We start from the raw sequence: 15,772 nt of genomic DNA on the forward strand, positions 1-15,772 counted from the left end.
GTTGGTCCGCGCCGGCGACGATGCGGCCTCTTCAACACCTGACCCCGAGAACTCCAATGAACCGTTTCGCCGCCTTCACCCTCGCCCTGACCGCTTCCGCCCTGCTCAGCGCCTGTGTCTTTGCGCCGCCCATCACGACGTCGACCGACTCCGCCGCCATCACCCGGATGAGCGACCAGGCCCTGGCCACCTGCGGTGCGGGCAACGTGAAGGAAGTGAACGCGAAGAGCTTCACCTGCAAGTAAGGTCCTAGTCCACCGATTTCACTGATTCGCTGGACTAGAGGAGTGCTTCGAGGCGCAGCGGCCGGCCCTGCGCCGCCGGCGCCTGCAACCGGTCTTGCAGCTCGCGCTGCAGGACATCCAGCGGGTGGCCGGCGGGCATCTGCGGCGGGCGGGCACGCGCGGCCTGCGCCAGTGCCTCGCTGGCCTCGGGCGCACGCAGCAGCACCAGCGTGGCGGCCAGGTCCAGCCGGGCCTGCCAGATCACCGGCACGGCCTGGTCGGGGCTGGTGGCGAGCAGCGCAACGCGCTGGGCCAGCAGCTGCCGGCTGCGTGCGAGGTCGCCGCGCGCGCGCAACAGCTCGCCTTCGACCTGCGCCACGCGGCTGTCCAGGCCGTGGTTCTCACGCAGATTCAATTCAGCGTCGCCACGCAGCCTGGCCACGGCCTGGGCGGCCAGCTCGCCATCACTAAGCAGCAGGCCGGTACGGGCCAGCGCCAGCCAGGCTTCGGCGCGCGCCGGCCCGAGCTGGCGGTGCTCCGCGTCGATCTGCGCCAGCAGGCCGCGCGCGTCGGCCAGCAGCGCCGCGGCCGGCAGGGCCTGGGCCCGGCTCTGAGCCAGCAGCAGTTCCGCCCGCGCCCCCGTGCGGGCGGAGGTGGGCGCCCCCGTGTCCTTGGCCAGAAAGGCTTCGCGTTCGGCCAGCGCGGCCGCGTGCTCGCCGCGGTCGGCGTGGTAGCCGGCCAGCGCGGGATGCATGAAGGCCCGCATCGAGCTGCCGGGGCCCAGCAACTGGTCGGCCTCGACGGCGATCGCCTGCCAGCGTGCCGCCAGGCCCTCGTACTGGCCGACCTGCATCTGCATGGCCAGGGTGTTGCGGCGCAGTACCAGCACGTGCCGGCGCGCATCGGGCGCGGGGTGGGCCCAGGCGGGCTCGGTCAGGCGCAGCTCGGCGAGCGACTCACTCAGCCGGCCCTGGCGGGCGTACAGCACCGACACGATGTTGTGGTGAAAGGCCCGCTCGAAGCTGTCGGGGCCGTAGTTCAGCTCGGTCAGCCGGCCGGCCTCGCCCAGCGTCCGCGTGGCCGCGTCGAACCGTCCGATCTTTGCGTAGCAGCCCACCAGGGCGTACAGCAGCTCGCGCATCTTCTCGGACTGCGGGCCGTACAGCCGGGCCACCTGCGGGCGCAGCGGCTCCAGCAGCGCGATGGCGCGCTCGTAAGGCCCCACCGGCGTGTAGAGCTGGGCCAGCTTGATGCGGCCGTCGACGGTGCGCCGGTCGTCCTCGCCAAAGCTCGCGGCGCTCAGCGCGATCCACTCCTCGGCCAGCGGCGCGGCCAGGTCGAAGCGGTTCAGCGATTCGTAGGTGGTGGCCAGCACCTTGAGCAGGCGCGCCTTGGTCTCGGGCTCGTCGTTGAACTTGGACGCCACCTCGCGCCGGCTCTTCTCCAGCAGCTCCATGACGTTGGGCGACTGGCCGCCGTGCACGTCGGGGCTGGCGCTGGAGAGCAGCTCGGTGAGGTAGGTGGTGACCTGGTCGGACTGGCGCGCGGCCCCTTCCGCACGCTTCCACTGCCAGCTGGTGGCTGCCAGCCCGGCCAGCACCGCCAGCGCCAGCGTGGCCGAGAGACTCGCGGCCAACGCATGCCGGCGCAGCCCCAGGGCCAGCCGGTGGCGCCAGCTGCGCTGGCGGGCACGCACCGGGCGGTGGCCGAGCCAGCGCTGCAGGTCGTCGATGAAGGCACCCACCGAGGCGTAGCGGTCTGCCGGCGCGCGGCGCAGGGCCTGGGCGACGACGGCTTCGAGGTCACCGAGCGCCAGCGGCGCATCGAGCGGGCGGGCGGCCGCGCCGGCGGGGTCGAGCAGGGCGTCGCGCAGCCGGCGCGGCTCGCCGTGCAGCAGCGCGAATTCGGCCTCGGCGCGCGTGCTGCCCAGGGCGGTGGAGGGCAGCACGCCGCCCAGCATCTCGAACAGCATCACGCCGAGCGAGAACACATCGGCCCCGACGCCGATGGCGCCGCCGCCGAGCTGCTCGGGGGCGGCATAGGCCAGCGTCAGGCCGCGGCCGGTCTGGCGGGTCAGCTCGCCCAGCGCCTCGTCGTCCAGCAGCCCGGCGATGCCGAAGTCCAGCAGCTTGACGGCACCGGCCGCGGTCACCATCACGTTGGAGGGTTTGAGGTCGCGGTGCACGATGAGCTGGGCGTGGGCGTGCGCCACCGCGTCGGCGATCGCGATCAGCAGGCGCACCCGCGCCCCCACCGTGGGGCAGGCGCTGGCCACGTGCTCGGCGAGGCTGCGGCCGGCCACATGCTCCAGCACCAGGAAGGCCAGGCCGTCGGCGATGCCCGCGTCCAGCAGCCGCGCGATGCCGGGGTGGTTCAGCCGCGCCAGCGCGGCCCGCTCGCGCGCGAAGCGCTCGGAGAGCTGGGCGCGCTGCAGGTCGCCGCGCAACAGTTTGATCGCGGCCTGGGCCTCGTACAGTCCATCCCCGCGTCGGGCCAGCCACACCTGGCCCATGCCGCCCTCGCCGATCTTGTGCAGCAGCTGCCAGGCGCCGAGCTGGCGGCCGGCCAGCTCGGGCTCGGGCAACGCGGGCCGGGCATCGTGCTGCAGGGCGGCCAGCAGCAGGCCGTCGAAGGCGCCGCGCGGCGCCGGCACGTCCGCCTCGGCATGGCCCAGCAGCCGGGCCACGGTGGCGGCCAGCGCGGGGTCGGCGTCAGTCAGTGCCGCCAGCCACGCGGCGCGCTCGGGCGGGGCCAGGGCGAGGCCTTCGTCCAGCAGCGCGGACACACGGGCCCACGGGGCGGTGCCCAGGGGGCTGTCCGTGCTCACCAGTACAACGTGGCGGGTGTGGCGCCGAGCAGGTCGGTGAGCAGGGCGCGGGCCTTGACGAGGTCGCGCTCCACGGTGCGCCGCGACACACCGCGCAGGCGCGCCACCTCGTCCGGTGGCGTGCCGGCGAAGGTCAGCATCTCCAGCAGCTCATAGAGCTCGGCGTCCATCTGCTGCAGCTGGTGCAGCGCGCGGTCCAGCGCGATCAGCTCGATGGCGGGCGTCACCGGCGCGGGCTCATCCTCGGCGGCCGACAGGGTCAGCAGCGCGCCGGCATCGCCGCCGCGCTTGTCGGCACCGGTGGCACGCAGGTGGTCGATCACCACCGAGCGCAGCACCCGGCCCACGTAGGCGAAGAACTGGCCACGCGAGGCGTCCTGCAGGCCCTCGCCGTCGGCCATGCGCAAAAAACCCTCGTGCACCAAGGCCGTCGTGTTCAGCCCCGGCAGCCCGCCCGAACGCGCCAGCCGCGAGTGGGCCAGCCGCTTGATCTCGGGGTAGAGCCGCGCGAACAGCGCGTTGGAGGCGCCGTCCTCGCCCCGCGCGGCGCTGGCCAGCAACTCGGTGACGGTGGGTGCGGCGGGTGGGGGGCTGGGCGGCATTTGGCGCGCAGTATGGAGGCCAGGGCCGCGCTCCAATGGACGAAGGCTTGCCGGAGGGTGTCAGGGCCGCGCCGCGCCGGCGGGCGGCGGCATGTCAACGCCGCGGTCCAGCGGCAGCCGCAGCTCGACCCGCTGGCCCACCGGCTGGCGGATGAAGCTCACGCTGCCCTGCAATCTCGTCACGACCTGCTGCACGATGGCCAGGCCCAGGCCGAAGCCGGGAACGCCGCGGCTGGCGTCGCCGCGGGCAAAGGCCGCCATCAGGCCGTCGACCTCGCCGGCCGGGATGCCGGCGCCCTGGTCCGTGATGCCCAGCAGGGCCGTGTCGCCGTCCAGTTGCAGCGTCAGGCGCACCGGCGGGCGGCCGTGCTTGAGCGCGTTGTCGATCAGGTTGACCACCACGCGCTCCAGCAGCAGCCGGTTGGCGCGCTGCAGCACCAGGCGGGGTGGCGCATCCAGGTGCAGCAGCGCGTCGGCGCGGCCGAAGCTGGCCACCGCCTGGCGCACGGTCTCGGCCAGGTCCACGGTCTCGTCCAGCGGCTGGTCGCCGCTGCGGACGAACTCGAGGAAGCTGGAGATCAGTCGATCAGCCAGGTCGACGTTGCGCGTGATGGTCGCCACGCCGTTGGCGTTGGGCGGGGTCTCGGGCAGCAGCTCGGCAGCCAGGCGGATGCGCGCCAGCGGGCTGCGCATGTCGTGCGACACCCCCGCCAGCAGCAGCGCGCGCTCGCGCTCGATGCGCAGCAGGTGGCCGGCGTAGCGGGCGAAGGCGGCGTCCAGCGCGCGCAGTTCGCTGGGCGCGGCGGCGTCCAGCACCGGCAAGGCCTCGGCATCCAGCGCGGCCGGGCTGGCGCCGGCCCAGCGCCGGCTCAGCACCGCGATGGGCGTGGTGAGGCGGCGCACGAAGCGCAGGTTCAGCGGCACCACCACCCCCATCAGCAGCGCCAGGCCCAGCAGCGCGCGCCAGCCGATCAGGCCGGCCAGTGGTGCATCGGTGGGGCTGAGCCAGCGCGGTGCCGGCCGTGCCGCCGCGGCGGGCAGGCGCAGCCACAGCTGCAGCCCGCTGGCGCCATGGGCCAGCAGCACCTGGTCGGCGGGCACGCCGTGGCGCACCAGCGCCTCGCGCAGCAGCTGCGCGGCGGGCCACGAGGTCACATCGAGCGCGTGGGGCGGCGCCGTGGCGTGCATGCGCAGCTGGCGGGCAAGGGCATCTGCTTCGGTGCTGCTGAGCGCGTCCTCGGCCAGCGCCTGCTGCAGGCGCGGTGCCCACATCGCCGCCATCGGCTCGGCCAGCAGCGCGTTGCGCTCGTAGTTCCAGAACACCGCCAGGCAGGTGACCACCAGCACCACGATGAGCACCTGCACCGCCACCAGGCGGGTGGTGACGGAGTCGGTCACCCGCAGACGCATCGTCATGCGGTGCCGTCAGTGCCCGCGCGGCACGAAGGCGTAACCCTCGCCGCGCACGGTGTCGATCCAGTCGATGCCGGGCATGGCGGCGTTCAGGCGGCGGCGCAGCCGGCCCACCTGCACGTCCACGCTGCGGTCCAGCGGCCGGTAGCCGCCGGCCTGCACCGCCTCGCTCAGGGCCTCGCGCGACACGGCCTGGCCAGGCTGGCGTGCCAGCGAGACGAGCAGCTTGTATTCAATGCTGGTCAGCGGCAGCACCTCGCCGTGCGCGGTGGCCTCGCGCCGGGTGAGGTGGATCTCCAGCGACCCGAACGACCACACCGCTTCCGCCGGCGCCGCCACGGGCTGGCGGCGGCGCAGCACGGCGCGCAGCCGGGCCACCAGCTCGCGCCGCTCGAAGGGCTTGGGGAGGTAGTCGTCGGCGCCCAGCTCCAGCCCCAGCACGCGGTCGATGGGGTCGCCGCGCGCCGTCAGCATGACGATCCCGAGGCTGGGGTAGCGGCGGTGCCAGTGGCGGCACAGGTCCATGCCGTTGGTGTCGGGCAGCAGCACGTCCAGCAGCAGCAGGTCGGGCATGCGCTGCTCGATGGCGCGCTGCGCGTCGGCGCCGGTGCCGGCCGTCTCCACCGTCCAACCCTCGGACTGCAGCAGCTGGACCAGCATGGCCGACAGCTCGGCGTCATCGTCGACGACGAGCAGGTGGGCAGGTGGGTGGGGCGACATGAGGGGAGCCGGCAGGCGAGGAAGGCGCCCGAGTGTCCCGCCAAACCTCGCGGGCGCCGGCAATTGCGACAGCCTTGTCGCAGAGCGTCTTGCCTTGTCGTGCCGCGACGCCCGGTGACGCCAAACGTCTAGCGACGTCGCGCTCGAAACGCCTCTTCGTCGGCAGGATTGCACGGTCAAGCCAACGGGCCCCAGCTCGGAGGCGGCGAGGGCTGCTAGGGCCTCGCCATCCCGGCCTGTCGCGATCGGCCGCCGAATGCGTTCTACCCAGGTAGGAAGCCTCGCTCAGAGGCCGACATCCCTGAATCAACCCCAGGTGCTCTCATGAAGAACTCACTGTTTTCCGCGCTGCGCCGTGCCGCGGCCTGTCTCGCGCTGCTGGCGCTGTCGGGCTCGGCGCTGGCCCTGTCATGCCCCGCCGGAAAGGTGGAGCAGGGCGGGCTTTGCTACAACCCGCCGCGCGCCGGCTACACCTGCACGGCGGCGGCCTGCATGCAGGACTGCCCGAGCGGCTACTCGCCCAGCGTGCCGGGGTTCTGCCATTACCGGGGCTCGACGACCTATACCGAGCCCCCGTATCTCACGAAAAGCAGCGGCCACCCGCATAAATGCCTGGCGCTGTATTACGGCAATTGCCGCGCCAGCTACAGCATGGATGTCTGCGGTATCTGCAGCTACAAGGGCGCCTGGGATACCACCCGCAATACCTATTTCCGTGAACCCGGCATCAGCCCGGATTTCTCGGCCGCCTTCACGCAGATTGCCTCGACGGCGCAGGCCACTTACGGCAGCTCCCTCGGACAAATCAAGAGCGGCTATGACCAAACCCTCGCCGTCGTGAACAGTGCGCTGGATGCGGTGACCTTGCGGCTGTTTCAACAGGCGGCCAAGGTGGCCATGGGCAATAACGATCTCGGCCCCTCGCTGCAGAAAACCATCAAGGCATTCAAGGACTCTGCCAACGCCGCCGACGGTGTTGATCTGAACGACATGAAACGCGTGCTGAGCGTGGTTTCCAGCACCAAGTCGCTGTCGGCGGACCAGATCAATGACGTGGGCAGCACCATGCTCCGCCTCTCGGGTAAATATGGCATGTTGTGCGGCACCGGCTGGGCGCCCGGTACCCAGACCTCGAATTTCCCGTCGAATTTCACCAACTCCTCCGGTGGTATTTATGCCGGCGTGGGCGGCGCGTATGTCGGCGGGGTCGATGGTTCCATCGGCCTGGTGCACAACTGCAAGCTCGACAACGGCAAGATGAAGTTCGCCGTGGTGGCCAGCGTCGGTGGCTCGGTGGGCTATGCCTTCATCGCCGGCGCGGGCGTGGGGCTGCAGTGGGGCCCCGGGCCGGTGGACCAGCAAAGCGGCGGTTACGTCGGCCTGCTCGGCGCGGCGACCGTCGTGGACGGCAGCATCACCTGGAGCGTGGCCAAGGGCATGCGCGGGGCGCAGAACGCGATTCCCGGCATCGGTGTGGGCACGGGCGTGGGCGCGGGTGTCCAGGCGAGTTTGACTGGGGGTTATTCCTGGGTTGTGAATACCTTCTCCTACACCGTCCCCAGCAACTAAGCCAAACCACGATACACAGGGATTGACATGAACAAGCATTGCATTGAATCGACCGGTCGCGTGGCGGCCCATTACCGTATCGCCCGGGCGCCCCGGCGTTTGCCGCTGAGTATGGCGCTGGCGGCGGTGTTGAGCGCCGGATTCCTCGCGCCGAGCGACGCGGGCGCGACGACCTATACCTGGACGGGTAACGGGGGTAACGCCACCTGGGGCAATGGGAATAATTGGAATTCTCCAGGTAACAACGGAGTCACCATCACCAACCTGGCGCCAACAGAACATTCGTCCGTTTATTTCAATAACAATGTGCCTGCGACGATCTATGGCGTGCCCGCTGGCAATGGTTTCGACAGCATCACCTTCAGCATCAGCGCCGCTGCCACGAGTTTCGAAATAGCCGGCGGCGGGGCGATCGGTCTCTCGGGGGGGATTGTCAATTCCAGCGGCAAACAGCAGATTTTCAAATTCCGCATCGACGCCCAGGGTGACCAAACCTGGGATGGCGGCCCGACCGCGCTGAAGGGGGTGGTGGTCAGGAACACGGGCGACCTGAACTATTCGTTGAACCTGAAGTCCGGGGTCACGATGGTGAATGAGGGCAATGTCAACACCACGGTGGGCAGTACGGGCACCGGCGTCTTGACCCTCGGCATCGAGAGCTCCCTGGCGGCGCCGGAGGTCATGCTCGGCAAGGACTACGGCAGCAAGGGCACGGTGAATCTCACGCATGCCGCGGCCAAGCTCAGCGCGGTTGGCAATCTGATCGTGGGCTTTGCCGGCGAGGGCATCCTGAACGTCGGCCCGGGCCAGGCGAGCAGCAACCAGGCCTTCATCGGCATGAACTACGGCAGCCAGGGCACCGTGCTGATCGACGGCGCGGCGTCAAAGCTGGCGGTCAGCGGCGTGATCGAAGTGGGCCGCGCCAGCACCGGCACCGTCACCGTGCAGAACGGCGGCACGCTCACCAGCGGCGATAGCTTCATCGGCACGGCCCTGGGCGGCGACGGCCTGGTGCTGGTCAAGGGTGCGGGCTCCACCTCGTCCAGCAACTCGCTGTGGGTGGGCGAGGTGGGCGTGGGCAGCCTGCGGGTGGAGGCGGGCGGCAAGGTCTCCAGCTTGAACGCCACCCTGGGCCATCAGGCCGGCAGCGCCGGCCTGGCCACGGTCACGGGCGCGCAGTCCAACTGGGTGACAGCCGGCCAATTGCAGATCGGCAACCTGGGCGAGGGCTTCCTGAGCATCGAGCAGGGCGGCCTGGTCAGCACGGCCAGCGCCACCCTCGGCACGATCGGCGACGCGGGCACGAGCACCGTGACAGTGACGGGCGCGGGTTCGCGCTTGCAGTGGTCAGGCAAGCTGCGGACGGACAGCGGCACGCTGACGGTGGCCAGCGGCGGCGCAATCAGTGGCGATGAAGCCGTCTTCGGCGAAACCGACAGTGCCCTGGCCCGCGTCAACCTCAATGGCGCTGGCTCGGCCGTAACCTTGTCGGGGCGCCTCACCATCGGCAGCACCACCGGCACGGGCACCACGGGTGCCGTGAACCTCGGCAGCGGCGCCACCCTGAGCGTCGGCACGGACCTGCACATCTGGCGCAGCGGCGTGCTCACCCTGGACGGCGGCACGCTCAACGCGGGCGAGACCACCGTCAACGAGGGCCAGGTGATCTGGAACACGGGCACCGTCAACTTCCCCAGCTCGATTGCCACGGGCGACAGCCTGCTGGCGCACAGCACCGGCTTGGGCGTGGGCATGAACATCAACGTCAACGGGCTGCTCACCATCAAGTCCGGCGATGACCTCAGCCTCAATGGCGGCCAGGCGCAAGCCTTGGGCGTGTCCGTCGTCGGGGATCTGGCCATCGGCAGCTTCAGCCAGCTCAGCGTCGGCAGCTGGGGCGGGGTCATCAACGGCAGCCTGCAACTGGCCGGCGGCACGATCAGCAGCGTCGGCCGCCTGGACAACCCGGGCCTGGTGACCGGCTACGGCGTCATCGCCGGCTCGGGCGGCTTCGTCAACAGCGGCCTGCTGCGCCAGGGCGACGGCGCCCTGGTGCTGAGCAACAGCGGCACCAACCTCAACACCGGCACCTGGGAGATGCAGGCCGGGCGTTCGCTGACCCTGAACGCCGACCTGAACAATGGCGGCACGCTGGCGCTCAACGGCGGTACCGTCGGCGGCACGGGTGTGCTCGTCAACCAGGCGGACGGCACCATCAGCGGCAGCGGGCGCATCGCCTCGGGCTTCTTCAACCAGGGCAGCCTGGTGGTGGACACCGGCCGCCTGCAGATCGACCCGAGCTTCAGCAACCGCGGCCAGATCCTGCTGGGCTCCAACGCCGCCACGCTGGCCGGCGGCCAGATCGGCAACCACGGCCTGATCCAGGGCCTGGGCAAGATCACCAGCAGCATCTCCAACGTCGACGCCATCGGCGTCATCGAGGCCCAGGGCGGCACGCTGACGCTCGGCGGGCAGATCGTCAGCCCCAACGGCGGCATCCTGGCCGCGGGCACGGGCGCCAAGCTGCTCATCAGCCAGGGCCTGGCCAGCAATGCCGGCAAGGTGCAGCTTGCCGGCGGCACGCTGGACAACAACGGCCACACGCTGAGCAACGAGGTGGCCGGCGTCATCAGCGGCTACGGCACGTTGCGCGGCGGGCTGCTGACCAACAACGGCCGCATGCTGCTCAGCGGCGGCACGTCGGCCGTCTACACGCCGATCGTCACCAGCAACGGCAGCCAGATCGTGGCCTCCGGCAACAGCAACACCACCTTCTACGCCACGGTGGACGTGCAAAGCGGCGCCGAGTTGCGCGTCACCACCGGCTCGGTGGCCACCTTCTTCGAGCTGGTGCAGCAGCGCACCGGCTCGAAGTTCACCGGTGCGGGTGCCAAGCGCTTCGAGGGCGGCGTGGCCGTGGGCGCCTCGCCGGGCCTGGGCACCGACGAAGGCGACGTCGAGTTCGGCGATAGCAACACCTACTTCGCCGAGATCGGTGGCCTCACCGCCTGCACGCTGGCCTGCGGCAGCGACGACGTCGTCAAGAACAGCAGCTACGACAAGTACAGCGTGGCCGGCAGCCTGACCTTCGGCGGCACGCTCAAGCTGACGTCCTGGAACGGCTTCACGGCCCAGTCAGGCCAGCGCTTCGACCTGTTCGACTGGGGCACCGTGAGCGGTACGTTCAACAGCATCGACGCCAGCGGCTTCAAGCTGGCGGCCGGCACGCAGCTGGACTACTCGGCGCTGTACACCACGGGCGAGATCGTCGTGACCACTGCCGTGCCCGAGCCCGAAAGCTATGCGCTGCTGTTGGCGGGCCTGGGGGTCATCGGCTTCGTGGCGCGCCGCCGCCGTTCAGGCTTTTAAAAACTCCGCCTTCGTGCCCAGCCAACGCCGCACCTGCGCGGCCGCGGCGGCCGGGTGGCGGTCCAGCAGCTCGGGGGCGAGCTGGCGCGCGGCGACGAGCAGCGGCGCGTCCTCCTGCAGGTCGGCGAAGCGCAGCAGCTCGGCGCCGCTCTGGCGCGAGCCCATGAACTCGCCGGGGCCGCGGATGTCGAGGTCGCGCCGCGCGATCTCGAAGCCGTCGGTCGTCTCGGCCATGGCCTTGAGGCGCGACTTGCCGGTGTCGGACAGCGGTGGGCTGTAGATCAGCACGCACACGCTTGCCTTCGCGCCGCGGCCCACGCGGCCACGCAACTGGTGCAGCTGCGCCAGACCGAAGCGCTCGGCATGCTCGATGACCATCAGGCTGGCATTGGGCACGTCCACGCCCACCTCGATGACGGTCGTGGCCACCAGCACGCTCATCGCGCCGCTGGAGAACTGCGCCATCACGGCGGCCTTCTCGCCTGGCGGCATGCGGCCGTGCAGCAGGCCCACAGAGGTGCCAGCGAGAACGTCACTCAGCTCGGCATGCGTCTCGGTCGCGTTGCGCAGGTCCACCGCCTCGCTCTCCTCCACCAGCGGGCAGACCCAGTAGACCTGGGCGCCGTCCGCCACCGCGGTGCGGATCTTGTCGAGCACGTCGTGGCGCTTGGACTCGGTGAACACCTTGGTGACGATGGGGCTGCGGCCGGGCGGCAGCTCGTCGATGGTGGACACGTCCAGGTCGGCGAAATAGGTCATCGCCAGCGTGCGCGGGATCGGCGTGGCGCTCATCATCAGCATGTGCGGCTCCAGGTCCATCGCCTTGAGCTTGTTCCTGAGCGCCAGCCGCTGCGCGACGCCGAAGCGGTGCTGCTCGTCGATGATGGCCAGCCCCAGCCGGGCGAACTTCACCTTGTCCTCGATGACGGCATGCGTGCCGATGACGAGCTGGGCCTCGCCCGACGCGGCCGCGTCCAGCATGGCCTGGCGCTGCTTGCCCTTCACGCTGCCGGTGATCCAAGCGACCTTCAGCCCCAGCGGCTCCAGCCAGCTGATGAGCTTGCGGAAATGCTGCTCGGCCAGGATCTCGGTGGGCGCCATCAGCGCGCACTGCCAGCCGGCGTCGATGGCCACGGCGGCGGCGAGGGCCGCCACCACCGTCTTGCCCGATCCCACGTCGCCCTGCAGCAGCCGGTGCGTGGGCTGCGGCCGGGCCAGGTCTTGCGCGATCTCTTCCGACACGCGCTGCTGCGCGGCCGTGAGCTGGAAGGGCAGGGCCGCCAGCAGCTTCTCGTGCAGGCCACTGGGTAGCGCGCGCAGAGCCGGTGCCACCAGCAGCGCCCGCTCGCGCTGGGCTTGCAGCTGCGACAGCTGCTGGGCCAGCAGCTCCTCGAACTTCAGCCGCTGCCAGGCGGGGTGGCTGTGGTCTTCCAGCGCGGCCAGCGACGCGCTGGGCGGCGGATGGTGCAGGTAGTTCAGCGCGTCCTTCAGCGCCGGCAGCCCGCGCGGCACGACGCCGGCCGGCAGCAGCTCGCGCAGGTCGGCCCGCGCCAGGCCCGAGGCCACCGCCTTGCGCAGATAGGCCTGGGGCAGCTGCGCCGAGGCGGGGTAGACGGGCGTGAGCGACTGCGCCAGCGGCGTGTCGTCGTCCACCACCTTGACGACCGGGTGCACCATTTCGCGGCCGAAGAAGCCGACGCGCGCCTCGCCGCGCACGCGCAGCCGGCTGGCGGCGGACATCTGCTTCTGCTGTGACGGGTAGAAATGCAGGAAGCGCAGCAGCAGCGTGCCCGAGTCGTCCTTCACACGCACCAGCAGCTGGCGGCGGCTGCGCAGCTCCACCTGGCAGTCCACGACGACGCCCTCCACCTGGGCCGCTTCGTTCTCGCGCAGCGCGGCGATGGGGATCAGCTGGGTCTCGTCCTCGTAGCGCATCGGCAGGTGCAGGGCCAGGTCGATGTCGCGCACCAGGCCGAGCTTTTCCATCGCCTTCTGGGGCGCGGACTTCGGCTTGTCCTGGGGCTGCGCTGTCGCGGTCATGGCCGGCATTCTGGCGGCACGGGATGGTTGCCGGCCCCGACGACCTCGTGCGGGGCTCGCTGGAGCGAGCCTGTCGGCCGGCGCAGCGCAGGCCCTATCGGAAATACCGCTGCTTCAAGCGCTCGTAGCGGCCGTCGCGCCGCATGGCGTCCAGCGCTGCTTGCAGCCGGCGCACCAGGGCCGGGTCGGCGTCGGCGTGCAGGCCGTAGAAGTAGCTGCGCGTCGTGTCCTGCTCCATCACAGGCTGCAGCGTGCCGTAGGGCAGCTGCAGCTGGCGCAGGTTCCAGGCCGCGGCCCAGTCCAGCAGGGCCAGGTATTCCATGCGCCCGGCGAGCAGCTTGCGCACGTTGGTGGCGTCGTCCAGGCCCTGCTCCAGCTGCGGGCCTGGCCTGAGGCCCGCGGCCTGCAGCTGGCGGTCGGCCGCGGAGTCGCGCACGACGCCGATGCGCGCCGCGCCCAGCTCGCTGAGCTGCGTCAGCGCCAGGTCGGTTCGGCTGGCCAGCTTGTAGAGCAGGATGCGCCGCTGCGCGATGGGCCCGACCCACTGGAACTGGGTCTCGCGCTCGGGTGTGCGCGTCAGCGAGAACAGCACGCTGTGGGCGTTGGCCTCGGCCACCTGCATGGCCCGCTGCCAGGGCAGCACCTGCAGCTCCAGGCGCATGCGGGCATGGGCAGCCATCAGCCGCAGCAGCTCGACGCTGAAGCCCTGCGCGTCGCCGTCGTCCAGGTAGTTCAGCGGCGGCAGGTTCTCGGTGACACCCAGCAACACGGCATCGTCGGCCGCGGCGACCGGGAGTCGCGCACCGAGGAGGATTGGCAAGGCAAGGCAGGAGCGGCGTTTCACGGCGGCGGGATCTGGGGCGCCGCGAGTCTAGGTGGCGCACATGACAGGTCCGGCCCAGCCGGGCGGCCAGGTGTGAGATTTCCCGCAGCCGGCGCTGCCGCCGCTGCCGACCTGCCGCTCAGCCCGGCGTGGGCACGCCGGCCATGCGGTCGTGGGAGAGGAAGAACAGGCGCGCCATGGCCAGCATCTGGCCCTGGCTCAGCGGTGCGGCGGGCCGGTAGTCGGCGATGCGCGGGGCCAGCTTGGGCCGGTGCTCGTTGACGTAGTGGCGGAACTGGCCGATGACCGGGTGCGAGCCGGTCACCAGCACCTCGGGCGTGTCCTGCACGGCCTGGCAGATCGCCTCGAAGAGGGCATGCTCGCTGTGCTCGTCGTGGCCAGGGGCTCGCCGGTCATGCGGCTCGATGCGGGCTGCATGGACCTGGTGGGCATCGAAATGCAGCACCTGGGCGTGGTGGTGGTCGAGGTGGACGACGGCGTGGAACATCGGGGGTCTCCTGGGAATGCGGATAGATGCGGTGGGCAGGTTCAGCGTGCGCCTTCGGCGGCGGCCTGGCAGTCGATGCAGCGCAGGGCCTGGGGCTGGCGTTGCAGGCGGTCGAAGGGGATGACGGCTGCGCAGTCGATGCAGCGGCCGTAGCCAGGGGTCTTCAGGCGCATCAGTGCGTCGTCGATGGCCTGCAGCTCCGCCAACAGGTGGTCATCGCGGGCCTGGTCGAGCTCGCGGTCTGAGCCGTGCTCGCGCAGTTCGCGCGGGTCGTCCGCCACCAGCGCCGCGGCGTGGGCCAGCCGGTCGCTGCCGTCGCGCTGGGTCTGCAGGGCGGTCTGCGCGCGCTGGTGCGCCAGCCGCAGCTCGCTCTCCAGCAGCGCATGTTGTCCGGGGGTGAGGGCAGTGGTCATGGAACCTCCTGGCGCTCATGCTGGCACCGCGCCGGTGGCGCCGCCTTGAGCTGCATCAAGGTGGGGCGATGGGAGAATCCGGATCCCTTCTCCTTGGTTTGGCACGGGTCTGTCAGGCCCTCAAGCGTTCATGACCCAATCCGCCCCGCCGGCCTACGCGGTCGCCGACTTCGATTTCGACCTCCCCCCCGAGTTGATTGCCCAGCACCCGGCTGCTGAGCGCAGCGGCTCGCGATTGCTAGACGCCAGCGGTGACGATCTGGTGGACCGCGTGTTCCGCGAACTGCCGGACCTGCTGAACGCCGGCGACCTTCTGATCTTCAACAACACCCAGGTCATCAAGGCGCGGCTGTTCGGCGTCAAGGCGACGGGTGGCTCGGTGGAGGCCCTCGTCGAGCGCGTGCTGCCCGGCACGCAGGAAGTCTGGATGCACCTGCGCGCCAGCAAGAGCCCCAAGCCTGGTAGCCGGGTGCGCTTTGCCGAAGCCTTCGATGCCGAGGTGCTGGGCCGCTGCGGGCCGGACAACGGGCTCTTCCATCTGCGCTTTGCCGGCGACCCCTTCACGCTGCTGGAGGCCCACGGCCATGTGCCGCTGCCGCCGTACATCGCCCATGCCGACGGCGAAGACGACGTGCGCCGCTACCAGACCGTGTTCGCCAAGGAACCCGGCGCCGTCGCCGCGCCGACGGCGGCCCTGCATTTCGACGAAGCCTTGCTCGCGCGGCTGGCCGAGCGTGGCGTTTCGACCGCCCATGTGACGCTGCACGTGGGCGCCGGCACCTTCCAGCCGGTGCGCGTCGAGCAGTTGGCCGACCACAAGATGCACAGCGAATGGTTCGAGGTGCCGCAGGCGACGGTGGACGCCGTGGCTGCCTGCCATGCCCGCGGCGGCCGGGTCGTGGCGGTGGGCACGACGACGCTGCGCGCGCTGGAATCGGCCGCTCGCGGTGGCCAGCTGGAGGCCGGCGCGCGTGAGACCGACATCTTCATCACGCCGGGCTTCCAGTTCCGCGTCGTCGACCGTCTCGTCACCAACTTCCACCTGCCCAAGAGCACGCTGATGATGCTGGTGAGCGCCTTTGCGGGTTACGAGCACATCCGCGCTGTCTACGCGCATGCCATCGCGCAGCGCTACCGCTTCTTCAGCTACGGCGACGCGATGCTGCTTTCGCGCACTGGAGGCTCTGAGTGAGTTCCCGTGATGCAGCGCGCCCTGGTTTGGGATGGGCTGCCAGGCGCAAACCACAGCCATAGCCGCTGCTAT

General features: G+C 70.7%; 12 protein-coding genes. 4 read left to right on the forward strand and 8 right to left on the reverse strand.

The genetic code is table 11. The features are described 5' to 3' along the window. The first annotated feature begins 56 nt into the window (after window positions 1–56). Complete coding sequence (locus tag AC07V5_RS05105) at window positions 57–245, forward strand: hypothetical protein (protein ID WP_495114534.1); 189 nt, start codon at window positions 57–59, stop codon at window positions 243–245. Window positions 246–279: 34 nt separating this feature from the next. Here AC07V5_RS05105 and AC07V5_RS05110 read toward each other — a convergent pair whose 3' ends face one another. Genes AC07V5_RS05110 through AC07V5_RS05125 form a run of 4 tightly spaced genes read right to left on the reverse strand, consistent with a single transcriptional unit; the run spans window position 280 to window position 5,786 of the window. Continuing rightward, window positions 280–3,051 carry a protein kinase domain-containing protein gene (locus AC07V5_RS05110; protein ID WP_495114535.1) on the reverse strand — a complete coding sequence of 924 codons (2,772 nt, stop codon included), beginning with the start codon at window positions 3,049–3,051 and terminating at the stop codon, window positions 280–282. Further along, window positions 3,048–3,653 (reverse strand): ECF-type sigma factor, encoded by a 606-nt coding sequence (locus AC07V5_RS05115; protein WP_495114536.1) that lies wholly within the window; start codon window positions 3,651–3,653, stop codon window positions 3,048–3,050. The genes AC07V5_RS05110 and AC07V5_RS05115 overlap by 4 nt, the downstream gene beginning before the upstream one ends. A 60-nt stretch (window positions 3,654–3,713) precedes the next feature. Further along, window positions 3,714–5,069: a sensor histidine kinase gene (locus AC07V5_RS05120; RefSeq protein WP_495114537.1), complete on the reverse strand. Its 1,356-nt coding sequence runs from the start codon at window positions 5,067–5,069 to the stop codon at window positions 3,714–3,716. A 9-nt stretch (window positions 5,070–5,078) separates the two neighbouring features. After that, the gene (locus tag AC07V5_RS05125) at window positions 5,079–5,786 is read right to left on the reverse strand and encodes a response regulator (protein WP_495114538.1); all 708 of its coding nucleotides are present in this window, start codon (window positions 5,784–5,786) and stop codon (window positions 5,079–5,081) included. A 324-nt stretch (window positions 5,787–6,110) separates the two neighbouring features. Between AC07V5_RS05125 and AC07V5_RS05130 the strand changes: the two genes are divergently transcribed. Continuing rightward, window positions 6,111–7,355, forward strand: coding sequence for a hypothetical protein (locus AC07V5_RS05130; protein ID WP_495114539.1), 1,245 nt, complete (start codon window positions 6,111–6,113; stop codon window positions 7,353–7,355). Between the two features lie 306 nt (window positions 7,356–7,661). Continuing rightward, the gene (locus AC07V5_RS05135; RefSeq protein ID WP_495114540.1) at window positions 7,662–10,724 is read left to right on the forward strand and encodes a beta strand repeat-containing protein; all 3,063 of its coding nucleotides are present in this window, start codon (window positions 7,662–7,664) and stop codon (window positions 10,722–10,724) included. Here the strand turns inward: AC07V5_RS05135 and recG are convergent. The 4 genes from recG to AC07V5_RS05155 form a co-directional block, all read right to left on the reverse strand. Then, window positions 10,713–12,773 (reverse strand): ATP-dependent DNA helicase RecG, encoded by a 2,061-nt coding sequence (gene recG, locus AC07V5_RS05140; protein ID WP_495114541.1) that lies wholly within the window; start codon window positions 12,771–12,773, stop codon window positions 10,713–10,715. The genes AC07V5_RS05135 and recG overlap by 12 nt on opposite strands. A gap of 85 nt (window positions 12,774–12,858) precedes the next feature. Beyond that, on the reverse strand, window positions 12,859–13,584 hold the full coding sequence (locus AC07V5_RS05145; protein WP_495114542.1) for a substrate-binding periplasmic protein: 726 nt from the start codon (window positions 13,582–13,584) through the stop codon (window positions 12,859–12,861). Window positions 13,585–13,726: 142 nt separating this feature from the next. Continuing rightward, on the reverse strand, window positions 13,727–14,095 hold the full coding sequence (locus AC07V5_RS05150) for a hypothetical protein (protein ID WP_495114543.1): 369 nt from the start codon (window positions 14,093–14,095) through the stop codon (window positions 13,727–13,729). Between the two features lie 41 nt (window positions 14,096–14,136). Continuing rightward, window positions 14,137–14,508, reverse strand: coding sequence for a TraR/DksA family transcriptional regulator (locus tag AC07V5_RS05155; RefSeq protein ID WP_495114544.1), 372 nt, complete (start codon window positions 14,506–14,508; stop codon window positions 14,137–14,139). A 130-nt stretch (window positions 14,509–14,638) separates the two neighbouring features. On the opposite strand from AC07V5_RS05155, the gene queA reads away from it, so the two are divergent. Beyond that, on the forward strand, window positions 14,639–15,700 hold the full coding sequence (queA, locus tag AC07V5_RS05160) for a tRNA preQ1(34) S-adenosylmethionine ribosyltransferase-isomerase QueA (RefSeq protein WP_495114545.1): 1,062 nt from the start codon (window positions 14,639–14,641) through the stop codon (window positions 15,698–15,700). Window positions 15,701–15,772: the final 72 nt, after the last annotated feature.

This window comes from Roseateles sp. GW821-FHT02E12, from assembly GCF_059421665.1.

What these genes read in the sequence shown, in the direction of transcription:
- AC07V5_RS05125 (WP_495114538.1), bottom strand. Translation starts at nt 5,786, where the DNA reads ATGTCGCCCCACCCACCTGCCCACCTGCTCGTCGTCGACGATGACGCC.
- AC07V5_RS05150 (WP_495114543.1), bottom strand. Translation starts at nt 14,095, where the DNA reads ATGTTCCACGCCGTCGTCCACCTCGACCACCACCACGCCCAGGTGCTG.
- recG (WP_495114541.1), bottom strand. Translation starts at nt 12,773, where the DNA reads ATGCCGGCCATGACCGCGACAGCGCAGCCCCAGGACAAGCCGAAGTCC.
- AC07V5_RS05155 (WP_495114544.1), bottom strand. Translation starts at nt 14,508, where the DNA reads ATGACCACTGCCCTCACCCCCGGACAACATGCGCTGCTGGAGAGCGAG.
- AC07V5_RS05115 (WP_495114536.1), bottom strand. Translation starts at nt 3,653, where the DNA reads ATGCCGCCCAGCCCCCCACCCGCCGCACCCACCGTCACCGAGTTGCTG.
- queA (WP_495114545.1), top strand. Translation starts at nt 14,639, where the DNA reads ATGACCCAATCCGCCCCGCCGGCCTACGCGGTCGCCGACTTCGATTTC.
- AC07V5_RS05120 (WP_495114537.1), bottom strand. Translation starts at nt 5,069, where the DNA reads ATGACGATGCGTCTGCGGGTGACCGACTCCGTCACCACCCGCCTGGTG.
- AC07V5_RS05105 (WP_495114534.1), top strand. Translation starts at nt 57, where the DNA reads ATGAACCGTTTCGCCGCCTTCACCCTCGCCCTGACCGCTTCCGCCCTG.
- AC07V5_RS05130 (WP_495114539.1), top strand. Translation starts at nt 6,111, where the DNA reads ATGAAGAACTCACTGTTTTCCGCGCTGCGCCGTGCCGCGGCCTGTCTC.